Source organism: Bacillus sp. 17RED48, assembly GCF_019837545.1.
Taxonomy (GTDB): Bacteria; Bacillota; Bacilli; order Bacillales; family Bacillaceae_G; genus Bacillus_A; species Bacillus_A wiedmannii.
The window spans coordinates 186,325-200,652 of the sequence record NZ_JADAXG010000004.1 but is presented as its reverse complement, the minus strand read 5'-3'; the positions used below and the strand labels follow the sequence as shown (position 1 = coordinate 200,652).

At 32.2% G+C, this 14,328-nt stretch carries 16 protein-coding genes and 1 pseudogene; 13 read left to right on the top strand and 4 right to left on the bottom strand.

Annotated elements, in window-relative coordinates; translation table 11 throughout:
- The first annotated feature begins 189 nt into the window (after nucleotides 1-189).
- The gene (locus ILT06_RS18080) at nucleotides 190-726 is read left to right on the top strand and encodes a C1q-like domain-containing protein (RefSeq protein WP_098110985.1); all 537 of its coding nucleotides are present in this window, start codon (nucleotides 190-192) and stop codon (nucleotides 724-726) included.
- A gap of 116 nt (nucleotides 727-842) precedes the next feature.
- Nucleotides 843-1,445, top strand: a complete 603-nt coding sequence (locus ILT06_RS18075) for a C1q-like domain-containing protein (protein ID WP_088046818.1) — start codon at nucleotides 843-845, stop codon at nucleotides 1,443-1,445.
- Between the two features lie 718 nt (nucleotides 1,446-2,163).
- Here ILT06_RS18075 and ILT06_RS18070 read toward each other — a convergent pair.
- Together ILT06_RS18070 and ILT06_RS18065 are read right to left on the bottom strand one after the other, a co-directional pair.
- Nucleotides 2,164-2,589, bottom strand: coding sequence for a GIY-YIG nuclease family protein (locus ILT06_RS18070; protein ID WP_081257454.1), 426 nt, complete (start codon nucleotides 2,587-2,589; stop codon nucleotides 2,164-2,166).
- 417 nt (nucleotides 2,590-3,006) lie between these two features.
- Entirely contained in the window at nucleotides 3,007-3,201 is a 195-nt protein-coding gene (locus ILT06_RS18065; protein WP_000412573.1) for a hypothetical protein, read from the bottom strand.
- 269 nt (nucleotides 3,202-3,470) lie between these two features.
- On the opposite strand from ILT06_RS18065, the gene ILT06_RS18060 reads away from it, so the two are divergent.
- The 5 genes from ILT06_RS18060 to ILT06_RS18040 all read left to right on the top strand — a co-directional run bounded on the left by ILT06_RS18060 (nucleotide 3,471) and on the right by ILT06_RS18040 (nucleotide 7,651).
- A complete protein-coding gene (locus ILT06_RS18060; protein ID WP_098110984.1) occupies nucleotides 3,471-4,484 on the top strand; it encodes a glycoside hydrolase family 25 protein in 1,014 nt (337 codons plus the stop codon).
- Nucleotides 4,485-4,661: 177 nt separating this feature from the next.
- Nucleotides 4,662-5,513 (top strand): peptidylprolyl isomerase PrsA, encoded by an 852-nt coding sequence (locus ILT06_RS18055; protein ID WP_098110983.1) that lies wholly within the window; start codon nucleotides 4,662-4,664, stop codon nucleotides 5,511-5,513.
- A 489-nt stretch (nucleotides 5,514-6,002) separates the two neighbouring features.
- Nucleotides 6,003-6,221 (top strand): hypothetical protein, encoded by a 219-nt coding sequence (locus ILT06_RS18050; RefSeq protein WP_000864293.1) that lies wholly within the window; start codon nucleotides 6,003-6,005, stop codon nucleotides 6,219-6,221.
- A 228-nt stretch (nucleotides 6,222-6,449) separates the two neighbouring features.
- On the top strand, nucleotides 6,450-6,857 hold the full coding sequence (locus ILT06_RS18045; protein ID WP_064477309.1) for a hypothetical protein: 408 nt from the start codon (nucleotides 6,450-6,452) through the stop codon (nucleotides 6,855-6,857).
- A 458-nt stretch (nucleotides 6,858-7,315) separates the two neighbouring features.
- The gene (locus ILT06_RS18040; protein WP_064477390.1) at nucleotides 7,316-7,651 is read left to right on the top strand and encodes a YolD-like family protein; all 336 of its coding nucleotides are present in this window, start codon (nucleotides 7,316-7,318) and stop codon (nucleotides 7,649-7,651) included.
- A 217-nt stretch (nucleotides 7,652-7,868) separates the two neighbouring features.
- Here ILT06_RS18040 and gerPF read toward each other — a convergent pair whose 3' ends face one another.
- Nucleotides 7,869-8,084, bottom strand: a complete 216-nt coding sequence (gene gerPF / locus ILT06_RS18035; protein ID WP_001141565.1) for a spore germination protein GerPF — start codon at nucleotides 8,082-8,084, stop codon at nucleotides 7,869-7,871.
- Nucleotides 8,085-8,293: 209 nt separating this feature from the next.
- Between gerPF and ILT06_RS18030 the strand changes: the two genes are divergently transcribed.
- From ILT06_RS18030 to ILT06_RS18010, 5 genes and pseudogenes are all read left to right on the top strand, one after another.
- Entirely contained in the window at nucleotides 8,294-8,629 is a 336-nt protein-coding gene (locus ILT06_RS18030; RefSeq protein ID WP_064477308.1) for a hypothetical protein, read from the top strand.
- Between the two features lie 44 nt (nucleotides 8,630-8,673).
- Nucleotides 8,674-8,884: pseudogene (locus tag ILT06_RS18025) on the top strand (hypothetical protein).
- Between the two features lie 132 nt (nucleotides 8,885-9,016).
- Entirely contained in the window at nucleotides 9,017-9,724 is a 708-nt protein-coding gene (locus ILT06_RS18020; protein WP_064477306.1) for an SDR family oxidoreductase, read from the top strand.
- Nucleotides 9,725-9,911: 187 nt separating this feature from the next.
- The gene (locus ILT06_RS18015; RefSeq protein ID WP_222655344.1) at nucleotides 9,912-10,571 is read left to right on the top strand and encodes a DUF6944 family repetitive protein; all 660 of its coding nucleotides are present in this window, start codon (nucleotides 9,912-9,914) and stop codon (nucleotides 10,569-10,571) included.
- A 134-nt stretch (nucleotides 10,572-10,705) separates the two neighbouring features.
- Entirely contained in the window at nucleotides 10,706-10,918 is a 213-nt protein-coding gene (locus ILT06_RS18010; RefSeq protein WP_064477304.1) for a YqaE/Pmp3 family membrane protein, read from the top strand.
- Between the two features lie 68 nt (nucleotides 10,919-10,986).
- Here the strand turns inward: ILT06_RS18010 and ILT06_RS18005 are convergent, their stop codons facing one another.
- On the bottom strand, nucleotides 10,987-11,196 hold the full coding sequence (locus tag ILT06_RS18005; RefSeq protein WP_000977083.1) for a KTSC domain-containing protein: 210 nt from the start codon (nucleotides 11,194-11,196) through the stop codon (nucleotides 10,987-10,989).
- Between the two features lie 465 nt (nucleotides 11,197-11,661).
- On the opposite strand from ILT06_RS18005, the gene ILT06_RS18000 reads away from it, so the two are divergent.
- Nucleotides 11,662-14,169, top strand: a complete 2,508-nt coding sequence (locus tag ILT06_RS18000; RefSeq protein ID WP_222655343.1) for a PBP1A family penicillin-binding protein — start codon at nucleotides 11,662-11,664, stop codon at nucleotides 14,167-14,169.
- Nucleotides 14,170-14,328 lie beyond the last annotated feature (159 nt).

Genomic DNA, 14,328 nt, shown 5'->3' with positions numbered 1-14,328 from the left:
CTAGATAAGAGAAGAACTTATGAAATTTGAATAGTAAGCATTATACATCTAGGTTGAAGTTTTATTGATATGTTTTCCGCCCGTGTATATATAAATAGGCGCAAATTTTGGACTAAAACAATAGCTCGTCCAAACATTGCCAATCCCTCTTACATAATATGTAGTAATAAGCATGAAAGGGGAACTAGTATGTCTTGCTATTACTACTGTAAGTATTGTAAAGAGTATAAAAAGAAACAGCATGATTGTTGTAAGTGCACGAGTAAGTGTAATGACAACGAGGAGAAGCTTGTTAGGGCATCTGCATTTAGAGCTAGAAATACGGTGAATCAAACAGTTCCTGCCAATACTTTTGTAAAGGTATTGTTCCAAAATGAACAATTTGATTTAGCAAATGAGTATAATCCAGTAACGTCTATTTTTATTCCGAACACTAGGGGAGTTTACTCTATTATTGGAACGATTGGTTTCTTTCCAAACGATCCTAGCTTAAATTATAGAGCTCGTGTAGAAATTCGTGTAAATGGAAACGCAGCAATAGCTATAGATAATGACTTTTTCGGTCCAATAAGTTTTGGAAATGTAGTAAGTGTTTCGACGATTATTCAATTGAATGAAGGAGATCAAGTTGAGGTTTATGCACAAAGTAGCATAGACGGAGTTTTAAGCACTTCGGAAGACGGCTCACATTTTGAAGCTGCAAGATTCCCTTCTCCAATTAAATAAAGTCGAACATACAGAAAATAAAGAATAATCCTCATCGAAATGGTGGGGATTTTTTTTGTTGAAAATAGTATCAGTTTGTCCAAACTATTCTAATCTATATTGCATAGTATGTAATAATAAATAAATATAAAGGGGGACTTACTACGTCATATTATTACTGTAAGTATTGTCAAGGTTACAAAAATAAAAGTCATGATTGCTTTAGAAAAAATAGTCAATGTGATAGAAAGTATGTACAAGTGAATTGTTGTGATGATAAGAAAGAAAAGCTTGTAAGAGCGTCTGCGTTTAGAGCTGTTAATACAATGAATCAGCCTGTTCCGGAAAATACTCCTGTTAAAGTATTATTTCAAAATGAACAGTTTGATCTAGCAAATGAATATAATCCTGCAACATCTATTTTTACTCCGAAGACTAAAGGGGTATATAGTGTATTAGGGAATATAACATTTTCTCCAAATGATTTTAATGTAAATTACAGAGCTAGGGTTGAAATTCGTGTGAATGGAAATCCAGCAATAGCAATCGATAATGATTTCTTTGGAACCGGGGTATTTTTTAATAATGATGTTTCAGTAACGTCTATTTTGCAATTAGAAGCAGGGGATTCAGTTGAAGTTTTTGCTGAGAGTAGTGTTGCTGGAGTAATTGTTCAAAATGTTAATGGTTTGAATACAGTTCATTTTGAAGCTGCAAGATTTCCTTCTCCAATTAAATAACGAAGAGAATATATTACTTTTCAGTAGGTTTAGTTAATCCCCTTTACCAAATGGTGGGGGATTATTATTGTTTTTCTAAAATATATAAGTAAATAGGTTAATTATAGTTTGTTTCAGGAGAATTTCACATGCTAGGATGTAAGGTTGAAAGTGCTAGCTTATTATGGGTATTAGATATTCTGCAGGTAATAAAAAGAGTAAAACAAAAAAATGTAACATGGTTGTGAAAATTTTTTGTTTTACATTTACCAGTTGTCTTATAGAATAGCAAAGACATCTTGACTTATGAATATATATAAGTCCGTATAATTACGGTTTTTTTCTTTACTATATAGAAATTACATATTTAACATAGGTTTGTGTAGGTATTGCTATTGAATGGAAAGGAATAACATTAAGGCGATTACACTATATAAAAATAAAATTAATCCTAAGATGAGTAGTATGGGATACAACTTGAACATGTTGGACCTCCTTGAGTATATAAAGAATTTCAATAAATATTTGGTCAATTTAGAAGGGGAATGTATGAATGAGAATTGAATAATACACTAATTTAACAGCGATTAGTTTAAAGGAAAAAGAGCATGACATAGCTATCAAGCTCTTTTCTCAATGGCGAAGAATAAGTCTTTATATTGTCTTGTTATCCGTTAAAAACCATAGCGGACTTTAAGGGAGAGTGCCAAACTCTATTAAACTAATTTATGATCTGAGCTCATGCCCATTCATAGTTCTGAGTAGTTATTTTTTTATCAATTAATCCTCTTTGTCCAAAGCTGATAACTTCTAAGGCTTCTCTTCCTATATAGTAATTCGTACATTGGGTGTTTTCTAGTGGAGTATGCCAAGAAATTAAAAGTGCTTCTACATCTGATAATTTTTGCTCAGAATATTTACCTCCATTAGGAAATTCTAACATCCCTAACCTTACATGGATGCCTCTTGCCCCATGAATCCATTCTTTGTAATGTTCATTTAATCGTTTCGAAAAACTTCTTTTTGTTTTTCCGATATATAGTAATTTTTCCTTCCCACGATACACTCTATAAATTGCATATATACCTTTTGAAAAAGCTTCTTCATAATGATTGATTTCAGATAAATTATAAAGTTTAGACCACCTAATATGTACAATAGTCATACATCTCACCCTTTTATCAAGATATTAAAATAAATCGTCTTTTTTCAATTTCTCAAAAATCGAAAGAAAATGCAAGGATTATAGTGAACGTATAATAAATAAAGGAGTATTGTTGATTACACATTGATTAAATTGTTTATAAGCAGCAGGTAGATTGATCGCTCGTAAAATATAAAAGTGAGCAGGTTTATGTGTACAGAATGAGAGATAAATAAAAAAAGAGCATACATAAAAAGTACGCTCTAAAGAAAGATAGGTTTTATGAGTGGATAATCTCCATACGATAATATATGCTCGATTAATAAAAACGTGTAAAAAATCAATAGATTATCAATGGAATAACATGAAATGAGTAATTTTGGTCTATTCCCGTAGTCGCGGAGCTAACCAAATTGTAAGGATTGCGAATAGAATGGATTAACAACTGGATAATGATCGTACTTCAGTTTCGTATTTCTTATAGTTTGGATATTGCGTAATAGTTTGACACTTAGGTGTGGAAAGTTGATTAATTATAGAAACATTTGTAATTACCTCGTTACAAGGACCGAAAAATGTGATTTTTAGTTTTGAGTTTGGTGGAACTTTGACCACGATAGGTTTTTTTTCCATGAAATCAGCTCCTAAGACGCAGTATTGTATACTGCGTTTTTTTGTTTAGATTAATATATAATATGAAATTTTTAGTTGAGTTGATAATGATATGGAGTTTGATGGTGTGATTAGATTATGAAAAATTAGTAGAAACTTAATTAAAAGATCGTATATTTTGAAAAATAATATAGATTTTCTTTATTTATAGTATAGATAGCTAGTATTAGGCATAAGGGGCTTTCAATAAGTCAAGCTTTGAATATGATATTAAAAGGGGATGAATTGTATTGGGGTATATTATCGATATTTCAAAATGGAATGGAACTATTGATTGGGGTATTGCAGCATCTCAGCTAGATTTAGTTATTGTTAGAGTTCAAGATGGCTCGAATACGGTAGATTTTATGTATCAAAATTATGTGAATGAAATGAAGAAACGCAGTATTCCATTTGGTAATTATGCATTTTGTCGTTTTATATCTATTGCTGATGCAAGGAAAGAGGCACAAGATTTTTGGAGTCGTGGCGATAAATCTGCTAAGTTTTGGGTGGTGGACGTAGAAATTCAAACGATGATGGATATGCAAGGGGGGACACAAGCGTTTATAGATGAATTACGCCGTTTAGGTGCGAAAAAAGTAGGGCTATACGTGGGGCATCACACGTATGTATCATTTGGAGCACGTAATATTGAAGTTGATTTTTTATGGATTCCTCGTTATGGAGGAAATAAGCCAGCATATCCGTGTGATATTTGGCAATATACTGATACGGGAAATGTTCCTGGTATTGGGAAATGTGATTTAAATCAATTAATAGGAAATAAGTCGCTTTCTTGGTTTATAGGCTCGGATCAAGTAAATCAATCTATTCAATTTAACAGAGAGAATACACAGCAATCAAATGGTATTGGTATTGCAGTTTCGAAATATTCTGATGGATATGAAATAAACCTATATGAAAATCCTGCGAATCCTCAGTTTACAGGTACAATCACTCAAAAAAATCCATATTTAGTCTTACATGGTTATTGGGAAGACGCAGATAAAGATATGATTTGCTTAGGCAATGATAAACAGTGGGTATATGTAAAACATTTTGATGTAGAATGGTTTTATGCAGTTTCAAAATATCCTGTTGGGTATGGAGTGAATTATTATGCAGAGCCTGAATGTATAAATTATAAAGGAAATATTGATGGATCAAAATCTTTTCGTGTGTGGGGCAGAGCCAAAAATGCGGTAGATATCGGGCAAAATAATTGGATACTGGAAGAACATGTAACTATTAAGAATCTATAGGAATACGTAAAGGGTCATTTTACTGATACATAGTAAGATGACCTTTAATATTTGAACAAAAAAGAACATGATACATAGCTTATTCAAATGAAATGAATTACATGTGGAAAACACATTGTTAACACAAGTACATTGTATAGTTATTCTTATATAATAATAAAAGTGAGGTATTTTGAATTGAAAAAGAAAAAGCTATTTTTAGGAACAATTATTTCATGCGTAGTACTGGCATTATCGGCATGTGGTTCCTCAGACAATGTAGTAACATCAAAAATAGGGAATGTTACAGAGAAAGAGTTAAGTAAAGAATTAAGACAAAAATATGGGGAAAGTACTTTATACCAAATGGTGTTAAGTAAGGCGTTGCTAGATAAATATAAAGTTTCAGATGAGGAAGTAAAAAAACAAGTAGAAGAAGCAAAAGATAAAATGGGTGACAACTTCAAATCGACTTTAGAGCAAGTTGGATTGAAAAATGAAGATGAATTAAAAGAAAAAATGAAGCCAGAAATCGCATTTGAGAAAGCGATTAAAGCGACTGTCACAGAAAAAGATGTAAAAGATAACTATAAACCAGAAATGAAGGTAAGTCACATTTTAGTGAAAGATGAAAAGACTGCTAAAGAAGTGAAAGAGAAAGTAAATAATGGAGAAGATTTTGCAGCTTTAGCGAAGCAATATTCAGAGGATACTGGTTCAAAAGAACAAGGTGGAGAAATAACTGGTTTTGCTCCAGGGCAAACGGTGAAAGAATTTGAGGAAGCTGCATATAAATTAGATGCAGGACAAGTAAGTGAGCCGGTAAAAACAACTTACGGATACCATATTATTAAAGTGACAGATAAAAAAGAATTGAAGCCATTTGATGAAGTAAAAGATCAAATTCGTAAAGATTTAGAACAGCAAAGACTACAAGATACGACAGGTAAATGGAAACAACAAGTAGTTAATGATTTATTGAAAGATGCTGATATTAAAGTGAATGATAAAGAATTTAAAAATACATTTGAATTTCTAGAAAAGAAATAATGATTGGAATTAGAAAAGGGAACCTATATAGGTTCCCTTTTCTAATTAGTGTGTGTGTTATAAATAGATAGTAAGACAATATAATATTACATTTAAATATTAAGAATTACAATGGGAATTTATGTAATTATTTTAAATAGGAATGATCAATGCTTCATAGAATGTTGATATTATAATGTTTCGTTTGCTTAATTTCATTAAATATAAAGTGGGTTTATTAATTTCATCCCACTATTTGCATGTAGTCTGATTGGCGTGGGCTAATTAAAACCTGAATTGATTTAAGTTTTTCTTTATTGAAGTGGATAAACATAATTTACAGAATGAAACATACAATAGTATTGAAAAAATATTGATATTAAATGAAGTGAAAGCAGAGCATTCTACTAAAAAAGGATGTTCTTTTTAGTATGAAATTTTTAGGATATAGAAAGAATGCTTTTAAACGAATTACTTAATAGATAAATATATTATGTAGGAGGAGAAAATATGAAAGTAATTTTTCAGAGAGAAGGCGGGGGGAAGGTTTTTGAATCGCATGATGAAGATATAAGTAACTTATTAGCTATTTTAAAAGAAACGAAAGGGATTAAGATTGGGATGGTTGACTATGAAGTATTAAAATACGAATTAGAGTATTTTCGTAACCCAAAAAAAGCAGTAACGGAGAGGGAATTACATATAATAGTACAACCAAAATATATGTAGTAAGGGGAGATTATGTATTCTTAAACAGTATGTACGGAAAGAGAGTGTTTACATTGCTCTCTTTTCTATAGAAATTTTGTGAGTTCGTTCTTTATAATATATGCTTTCATTTATAGTTGGTTAATAAACTTGAAAAATTAAAACTTTTTAGTTTAGGCAGGGATTTTATATTCAAGTAGATAAATGTTCATATAAAGTGTTTTTTATACAAATATTGGAGGAGTAAAAATGAGTTTAGCAAGTTATATAGGGTGCAATGTAGAAATTCCGTTAACGAATCCAGATTCCAATGATGTAATTGTTTTTGGATCGTGCTTTTCAGATGAAAGTATGCTTGAAATTGTACAAGAATTTCAATTTCAAACAAGTTACACGTATGAAGTTTCAACGAGCTGGGGCATTGAACTTGTTGAGTGGCAAATTGAAAAGGAGAAGAAAGATGCTAAAAAAAAGCTATTAGCTTTATGCTCGATTATGGAAGGTTATTTAAATGAGGGGGACTATTTTGAATTATTCAGTTGTTGGGTTGGTGATGAAGATCAGGAACGAGTGGGAGAATTAAAATTAAAAATAAATCATTTTAATATAGATGAGATTTGTATTCCGGAAAGAACGCTTGTCAGGATAGAAAAGTAAATATAGAAATATACGTTATTAGAAAAAAGCGACTTCTCTTTGTATGAAGTCGCTTTTTCTGTTGATATGTGAACGGCCTATTATATAAGAAGTGAAAAGCTCATTTGATGAAGAAAAAATAAATGATGGATAAAAATATAATTTAAATCATTCCAAAAGAACGTAGGTTCGTGTATAATTAGAACGAATGTTCTTGTGTGTGTACATAGTATACGAATAAGAAATAAAGTGAAACTTTAATTAGCGAGGTGTTCATCGTCCGTTATTTATTAGCTTTCACCAATTAAGCGTTTACGGGCAGTTGATTTTCGTATTACCTCCTCGCATATAGCGGATTTTGAGGTAGGAGCTCCACTACCTGTTAATGCGGGATAAATATGAGCCTAGCAATTATTAACGAATAATTGAGGAACAATATGTGTGAAATAGAATGGATAAATGATCAAGGAGATAAAGAAATGAATGATGTAAAGGTGCAGAAAATAGAAAGAGAATGGGTTCCATTTACAGTAATGTCGGAACAGTTGTTAAGTATGCGAAAGGTTGTTGTAGAGAAGTTTAAAGTACAAAAACCGTTCTTAACAAACGAAGCAAAAGAGAGAATTTCTGATAAATTATTAACGTCATTATTGTCTGAGAAAGAAATATTGGTGACATATTTTGAAGATGGATACATCCTTACAAGTTATATGACAGTTGTGCATATAAATCCGCTAAAGCACAGTGTAATATGTACTGACGCATTTTATAAAACTTACGTATTTAATACTTCTGATATTATTGAAATAACGTAAGGGAAGCTGAAATTTCAATTTTAGCTTCCTTTACGTTATGTTAGATGAGGGATATAAATAATGAAAGGAAAAAGCAGCTAGCTTCATACTAGCTGCTGAGCCCCAGGGAAAGGGAGAAAAAGATAGGGTACTCCAAAAATCAATAATAGCTGTGTAACAGCCTGATTATAGTATAGACAAATTTAAAATTCCTAAACAGAACGATGAAAAAATAGGATTAGGCTGTACCCACTTGGTTTTGATCTGCAAGGTCAGAATCAAACGTATTAGTCGCGCTCACGCCATTAAAAGTATTAACAACAAAACCAACATTTGAAGCACCAGATCCATTATAAGCCTTCGTATTTTCTTTCGGAGAAACGTTGTAGAAATCACCTAAATTAAATGAACCGTTACTATTTTGTACAACTAAATTCCCTACAACTGAGGGCATAGTTTTCACCCGCTTTACAATCATTTGTTAACACTACTATATGGTCTTATAGTCCAAATGGTTCATGTAACAAAAATTGTGGAATAGTAAAACGTTTGAAGTGTAGCTTAATCCCGTAATAAAAGTATGCTAAAATTAATGTAAGGTTGAGTAATTAATAATAACAATTGTATAATTAATATATACGAAATCGAAGGAGGCAAAATGTAATGAATAATGTTATAAAAAAAGTAGATTTAACAGATACAAAATCAAGTAATCTTGTTGCGCTTATTTATAGCAATGAAGTTATTTTGGTTGAAGAAGCATTTTGTCCAAATGAAATAAAATTAAAGTTTAATGAAATTGCAATTTTATCGGCTATTAAAACAGCACATATAATGAAAGTAACCATGAGAAAAGAACTGGAAGCAATTTTTCATGACACTGGTGTTTTATTTGTGAAGCATAGTGTTGATTATGGTAACAGTCAATCTATCACTATGCATTTTGAACAATTCAAAAAGTTGCAAAATGAGATTGAGAATTTAAATAAAAATAGGTAATCAGACTAGATGAAGATTCTTTCATAGAGGTGAACTGTTCTAGGATGAAAAATTGGTTTGAAATTTTTTCAGATGTATCTCACTGTAAGCATAAATATGGTTTTATTAAGATGCAGGATAATGAAGATTTTAAAAGAAGTAATCTACGTGTAGCTTTTATGTATCGGTGTGAGAAATGCGGGAAAGAGAAGCGGGAAAGAGAAGCGGAAATATAAAAGCAATAACGAAATGAATAATGACTTTTTTGATATATAAGCAAGAGTAACTGTTATGGTTACTCTTTTTGCTTACATAAAAACTCCTACTAAAGTATGAAATGAGTTGATACTTTAGTAAATGGCTGAATGAAAAGGGAGAGTGTAAAATTTTATAAAGGAGGAGAGGTACATGCAACGAAACGAAACTGGAAAAATTGTAATGATTACAGGAGTGACGCAAGGATTAGGTCGTGCAATGGTTGATCGATTTCATGAATTGGGATGGAATATATATGGCTGTGGACGTTCAAAAGATAAAATTGAAGAATTGAAAAAATATTACGGTAATATACATGATTTTCAAATAATCGATGTTTCAGACTCCCAGCAAGTAAGTAGTTGGGCAAATTATATACTTCATAGAAATAGAGCACCAGATTTGCTAATAAATAATGCATCGATTGTTAATAAAAATGCGCCACTGTGGAAAGTAACCGCTCAAGAATTCGAAAATATAATGAATGTAAACGTAAATGGTGTAGTAAATGTAATTCGGGCATTTGTCCCAGCGATGGTAGCTAGGAAAGAAGGAATGATTATTAATATGAGTTCTAGTTGGGGCCGAGAGGGAGAAGCTGAGCTTGCGCCATATTGTGCCTCAAAGTTTGCAATTGAAGGTATCACGAAATCTATGGCACTTGAATTACCCTATGGTATGGCTGTTGTTGCTTTAGATCCGGGCGGAAGTATCAGTACCCCAATGCTGTATTCATGTGCACCACAGTATGTAAATGAATCACCCACACCTGAAATGTGGTCACGTAATGCGATTAAATTTATATTAAATATAACAATAGATAAAAATGGAGCTTCATTGACATGCCCAGAATGTACGTAAATATATATTGAATTGCCATATTTTTAGTGATACACACTTTGTCCAAAAAAGTACCTTTCAGGTGCTTTTTTTGTATGATTAGCACATTATAGAATGCACAAAATTACATATAGAAAATAAATATGAGTTAGAGGATACCATTTATGTATTTCGAAAGCACTAGAAAATTTCTAAATAGGTGATAAAAATGAATCCAAGCGGTTTAAAAGTGACAGGGGCATGGTTTCAAGTAGGAGGAAATCTTACAGCGGCTATTGGGACGACAAGAGGATTTATTGGAGAAGAGAAAGTTGAATCGGATCTTGTAATTGTAGGAAGCTCATTACAAGCCCTCGGGTATATATTACAAATTATAGCGAGTAATGATACCGGAGATGAACCTGAAAGAGAAAATCAAAATATGTGTTTGGAGAATAAAATTGAAATGCTTGATAAAATGGGCATTGAGTTATTAGCATTAGGGAATATATCAAATATAATAGGAACATATTTTAATATACATGAACAATTGAAAGAGAATGATTATCTTATAATTGTCGGGAACAGTTTACAATCGATTGGTGCATTTTTAGGAGTGGAAGCGGCTTTGCTTGAGATGAAAGCAATACAGAGAATTATTATATTAGGTAATTCTCTGCAAAGTTTAGGTGCTGGACTTCAAGCGTATCAAGGTATTATTAATGTATCAAAGAACGAAATAGAAAAGGAAGACAGTACGGTTGATAAGAAAAATGAGAGAATAATAGCACTCATTGGTGTTTGGATACAAGCGATAGGAACTTCTATTTCTGCGATTGGATTAACTATAATAGAGGAAGAAGGAAGATTAGAAAAAATAGATATGTGAAAATACACATTTGATAAAGGTAGGGAAATTTCAATTTTACATATGTGGTAAGATTGAAGTAGTAGGTTTTTAGGCATATGAATAGAATATATAAGAATAGAGATAAAAAATACAAAACAAGGAGTTTTCAAGAGATGATGTATTTATTGGCAATTCTACTACCACCTGTAGCTGTATTATTTTGCGGAAAACCATTTCAAGCAATCATTAACTTCATATTAACATTAATATTTTGGGTTCCAGGAGTTATACATGCGATATTAGTTGTACATGATAAAAAAGCAGACCGGAGATTAAAAAAACAAATTCAAGCATATGATGAAATGAATAAGAGGGATAGAAGATAGCTAAGTCGTGAAATGATTAAAAAAAGAAAGGGGGGACTACCTCCTTTCTTTTTTCATTCTGTTTAAGTTTAAATTTTAGTATAGCGGTAAGAATTTTTAATATAAGTATTGTGATAATTAGTTTTAGATTGTGCACTTAATAAACCGGTGTAAATATTTTCAGGCACGTTAAAGAAATCATACATTCCATTCTTTAATTGAATGCGTAAAATCATAGAAAAAGGATTATAGCCAACAGCAACTATATTTTTTGAACTCACGGGAGATAGCTTCATCATTACGCAACTCCTCACTTTTCATTTTTTATTATTTCTTGTAGATGTTGAGTTTGTGGTGTTGAAATCCTTATAATTAAAGAGGTATTATACTTATATGCAATATATTAAATGTTTGTTATACGTAATAATAAGGAAGTTCACACGAAGTACATATCGTTGTGCTATTTTTATTTCACCTTTGATTTATAAATAAGAAAATATTGACCATTTGAAAAAAAGGTATATTATTTATACGAGGTATAAAAATTCACTTTTTACATTCTATGCTTAAAGGGGCAGCATTATTAGGAAAAATAGAAGTGAAAATAGTTTGCATAAGAAGAATTCTAAAATTTATAATCTGTGAATTAGGAAAATATTGAATGCTCCAGGTCAATATACTTTCTTAATGAAATTCAGTTTAGAAAGTGACCTCAATATTTTTAAGTAAATCAACGGGAGAATTGAAAGGCAGGAGAAAGTAACATGTCAGAAAATTATCGTTCTCGAGAGGAGCGACGACAAGTTAAAAAGAAAAAACAGCCAGCTTCTAAAACACAAAAACCAAAAGGGAAAACATCGTTCTTTCGTAAGTTTTTAATTACTTGTTTATTACTTGGTATTGTTGGTTTAGTGGCAGGGGTTGCTACCTTCTTCGTAATGATTAAGGATGCACCAAAACTTGAGAAAGCAAAACTTGTTAATCCGTTATCCTCAAAAATTTATGATAAAAATGGCGATTTGGTTTATGAATATGGGAAAGAAAAACGGACGAATGTTACGTATGATCAAATTCCTAAATTAGTAGAAAATGCATTTTTAGCAACAGAAGATGCACGTTTTTATGAGCATAGCGGAGTAGACTTCAAAGGTACTGCCCGGGCTGTGTTAGTGAGTCTTAAAGGAGATTACGGCTCACAAGGTGGAAGTACGATAACGCAGCAGGTTATTAAAAACTATTTCTTATCGATGGAAAAAACATCAAAACGTAAGGTTCAGGAAATATATTTAGCGTATAAGCTAGAACAACAGTATTCAAAACATGAAATTTTAGAAATGTATTTAAATAAAATTAATTTAGGAAACCGTTCATATGGAATCGCAACAGCAGCACAAAACTACTATGGTAAAGAATTAAAAGAGTTAACATTACCAGAAGTTGCGATGCTTGCAGGTTTACCGAAAGCACCGAATAACTATGATCCAACGAAAACGGACAATATTCAAAGAGCAACAGAAAGAAGAGATGTTGTATTAAAATTAATGAATCGACATGGTTATATTACGAAGGCAGAAATGGAAGAAGCTTCGAAAGTTAAAGTAACAGATGGACTTAAAACTGCAACTGTACAAGCAATGCCATATCCTGCATTTATGGATGCAGTTGTGAAAGAAGTAGAAAAAGAATTGCCAGATGCTAATATTGGTTCTGACGGTTTAGAAATTTATACAACTTTAGATAAAGATGCACAGAATACTGCTGATAGGATATTAGATGAAAATATTATTAATTATCCAAATGATAAATTCCAAGGTGCTTTCACATTTATGGATACGAAAACAGGTGAGGTTCGTGCTATAGGTAGTGGGCGCGGTGAAAATAAAGCAGTATTTAAAGGGCATAATATGGCAATTGAATTAGATCGTGCAGCTGGTTCAACTATGAAGCCAATCTTTGATTACGGTCCTGCAATTGAATACTTAAAATGGGCTACGTATCATCAAATTGATGATTCTCCATTTAAATATTCAACTGGACAAGAACTTCGAAATGCGGACAGAAGTCATTTAGGCCCAATAACTATGCGTGAAGCGTTAAAAATGTCGCGTAACGTTCCAGCAGTTAAAACTGCAAAAGAAGTAGGACTTAATAAATCAAAGGAATTCTCTGAGAAATTAGGTATTACATTTGAAAAAGCGCCAGCAGAATCTACAGCTATTGGTACAAACGAAGTATCACCAACTGAAATAGCGGGTGCTTATGCGACATTTGGTAATGGTGGAAAGTATACGAAACCGCACTTTGTTAAGAAAGTAGTTTATCCAGACGGCAAGTCACAAAGTTTTGGACAAAAACCAAAACAAGTTATTGCTGATTCTACAGCATATATGATTACTGATATGCTTCGCTCAGTAGTGACATCAGGTACTGGTACAGCGGCAAATATTAGTTCTTTAGATGTAGCTGGTAAAACGGGTACAACAAATTATGATTCAAAACAATTAGCGAAATTTAATATTCCAGAAAGTGCAACTCGTGATAGTTGGTTTGCAGGTTATACGCCGCAATATACGATGGCAGTATGGACTGGGTATATGAAAGATGGTAAAGACGAGTATATTAGTAGTAAAAATACGAAAATTGCACAATTGATCTTTAAAGAAATGATGAGCAAGACGGCTACAGATAAATCAAGATTTAAAATGCCAAGTAGTGTTATTCAAGAAGGTAGTGAGCTACGTATAAAAGGTGAAAAACGTGATTCTTCACCAAATACGAGCGTACCGGATACAACGGAACAACCTAAACAAGATCAACAGCAAAAAACTGAAGAAGAGAAAAAGCAAGAAGAATTAAAGAAACAAGAAGAACTTAAAAAACAAGAAGAACAAAAGCAACAAGAGGAACTGAAGAAGCAAGAAGAACAAAAGAAACTAGAAGAGCAAAAGAAACAAGAAGAAGAAAAGAAACAAAATGAACAAAATAATGGAAATGGCCAAGGAACGACACCTCCAGCAAATAATGGAGGAGGCCAAGGAAATACAACACCTCCAGCGAATAATGGAGGAGGCCAAGGAAATACGACACCTCCAGCGAATAACGGAGGAGGCCAAGGAAATACGACACCTCCAGCGAATAATGGAGGAGGCCAAGGAAATACAACACCTCCAGCAAATAATGGAGGTGGTCAAGGAAATACAACACCTCCAGCGACCACACAACCAGATACTGGCGGGAATGCAGGAGAAGCCCCTGTCAATAATGGACAATAAGAGAAGTTGATAAAAAGTACAAAAAAGCACTTAAGATTTGTGAAAATTACAATCTTAAGTGCTTTTTTATCGTTTAAATTAAAATGTTGATTATTGATTTCCTACAGAAAAGTCTATAGTAAGCAGTTTTTAGGATTAAATAGTTGTTATGTGAAATTA

Bases quoted from the DNA above. Each gene is read 5' to 3' on its own strand.
- ILT06_RS18050 (WP_000864293.1), top strand. From the start codon at position 6,003: ATGAAAGTAATTTTTCAGAGAGAAGGCGGGGGGAAGGTTTTTGAATCG.
- ILT06_RS18045 (WP_064477309.1), top strand. From the start codon at position 6,450: ATGAGTTTAGCAAGTTATATAGGGTGCAATGTAGAAATTCCGTTAACG.
- ILT06_RS18070 (WP_081257454.1), bottom strand. From the start codon at position 2,589: ATGACTATTGTACATATTAGGTGGTCTAAACTTTATAATTTATCTGAA.
- ILT06_RS18030 (WP_064477308.1), top strand. From the start codon at position 8,294: ATGAATAATGTTATAAAAAAAGTAGATTTAACAGATACAAAATCAAGT.
- ILT06_RS18020 (WP_064477306.1), top strand. From the start codon at position 9,017: ATGCAACGAAACGAAACTGGAAAAATTGTAATGATTACAGGAGTGACG.
- ILT06_RS18000 (WP_222655343.1), top strand. From the start codon at position 11,662: ATGTCAGAAAATTATCGTTCTCGAGAGGAGCGACGACAAGTTAAAAAG.
- ILT06_RS18040 (WP_064477390.1), top strand. From the start codon at position 7,316: ATGAATGATGTAAAGGTGCAGAAAATAGAAAGAGAATGGGTTCCATTT.
- ILT06_RS18010 (WP_064477304.1), top strand. From the start codon at position 10,706: ATGATGTATTTATTGGCAATTCTACTACCACCTGTAGCTGTATTATTT.
- ILT06_RS18005 (WP_000977083.1), bottom strand. From the start codon at position 11,196: ATGATGAAGCTATCTCCCGTGAGTTCAAAAAATATAGTTGCTGTTGGC.
- ILT06_RS18015 (WP_222655344.1), top strand. From the start codon at position 9,912: ATGAATCCAAGCGGTTTAAAAGTGACAGGGGCATGGTTTCAAGTAGGA.
- ILT06_RS18080 (WP_098110985.1), top strand. From the start codon at position 190: ATGTCTTGCTATTACTACTGTAAGTATTGTAAAGAGTATAAAAAGAAA.
- gerPF (WP_001141565.1), bottom strand. From the start codon at position 8,084: ATGCCCTCAGTTGTAGGGAATTTAGTTGTACAAAATAGTAACGGTTCA.
- ILT06_RS18065 (WP_000412573.1), bottom strand. From the start codon at position 3,201: ATGGAAAAAAAACCTATCGTGGTCAAAGTTCCACCAAACTCAAAACTA.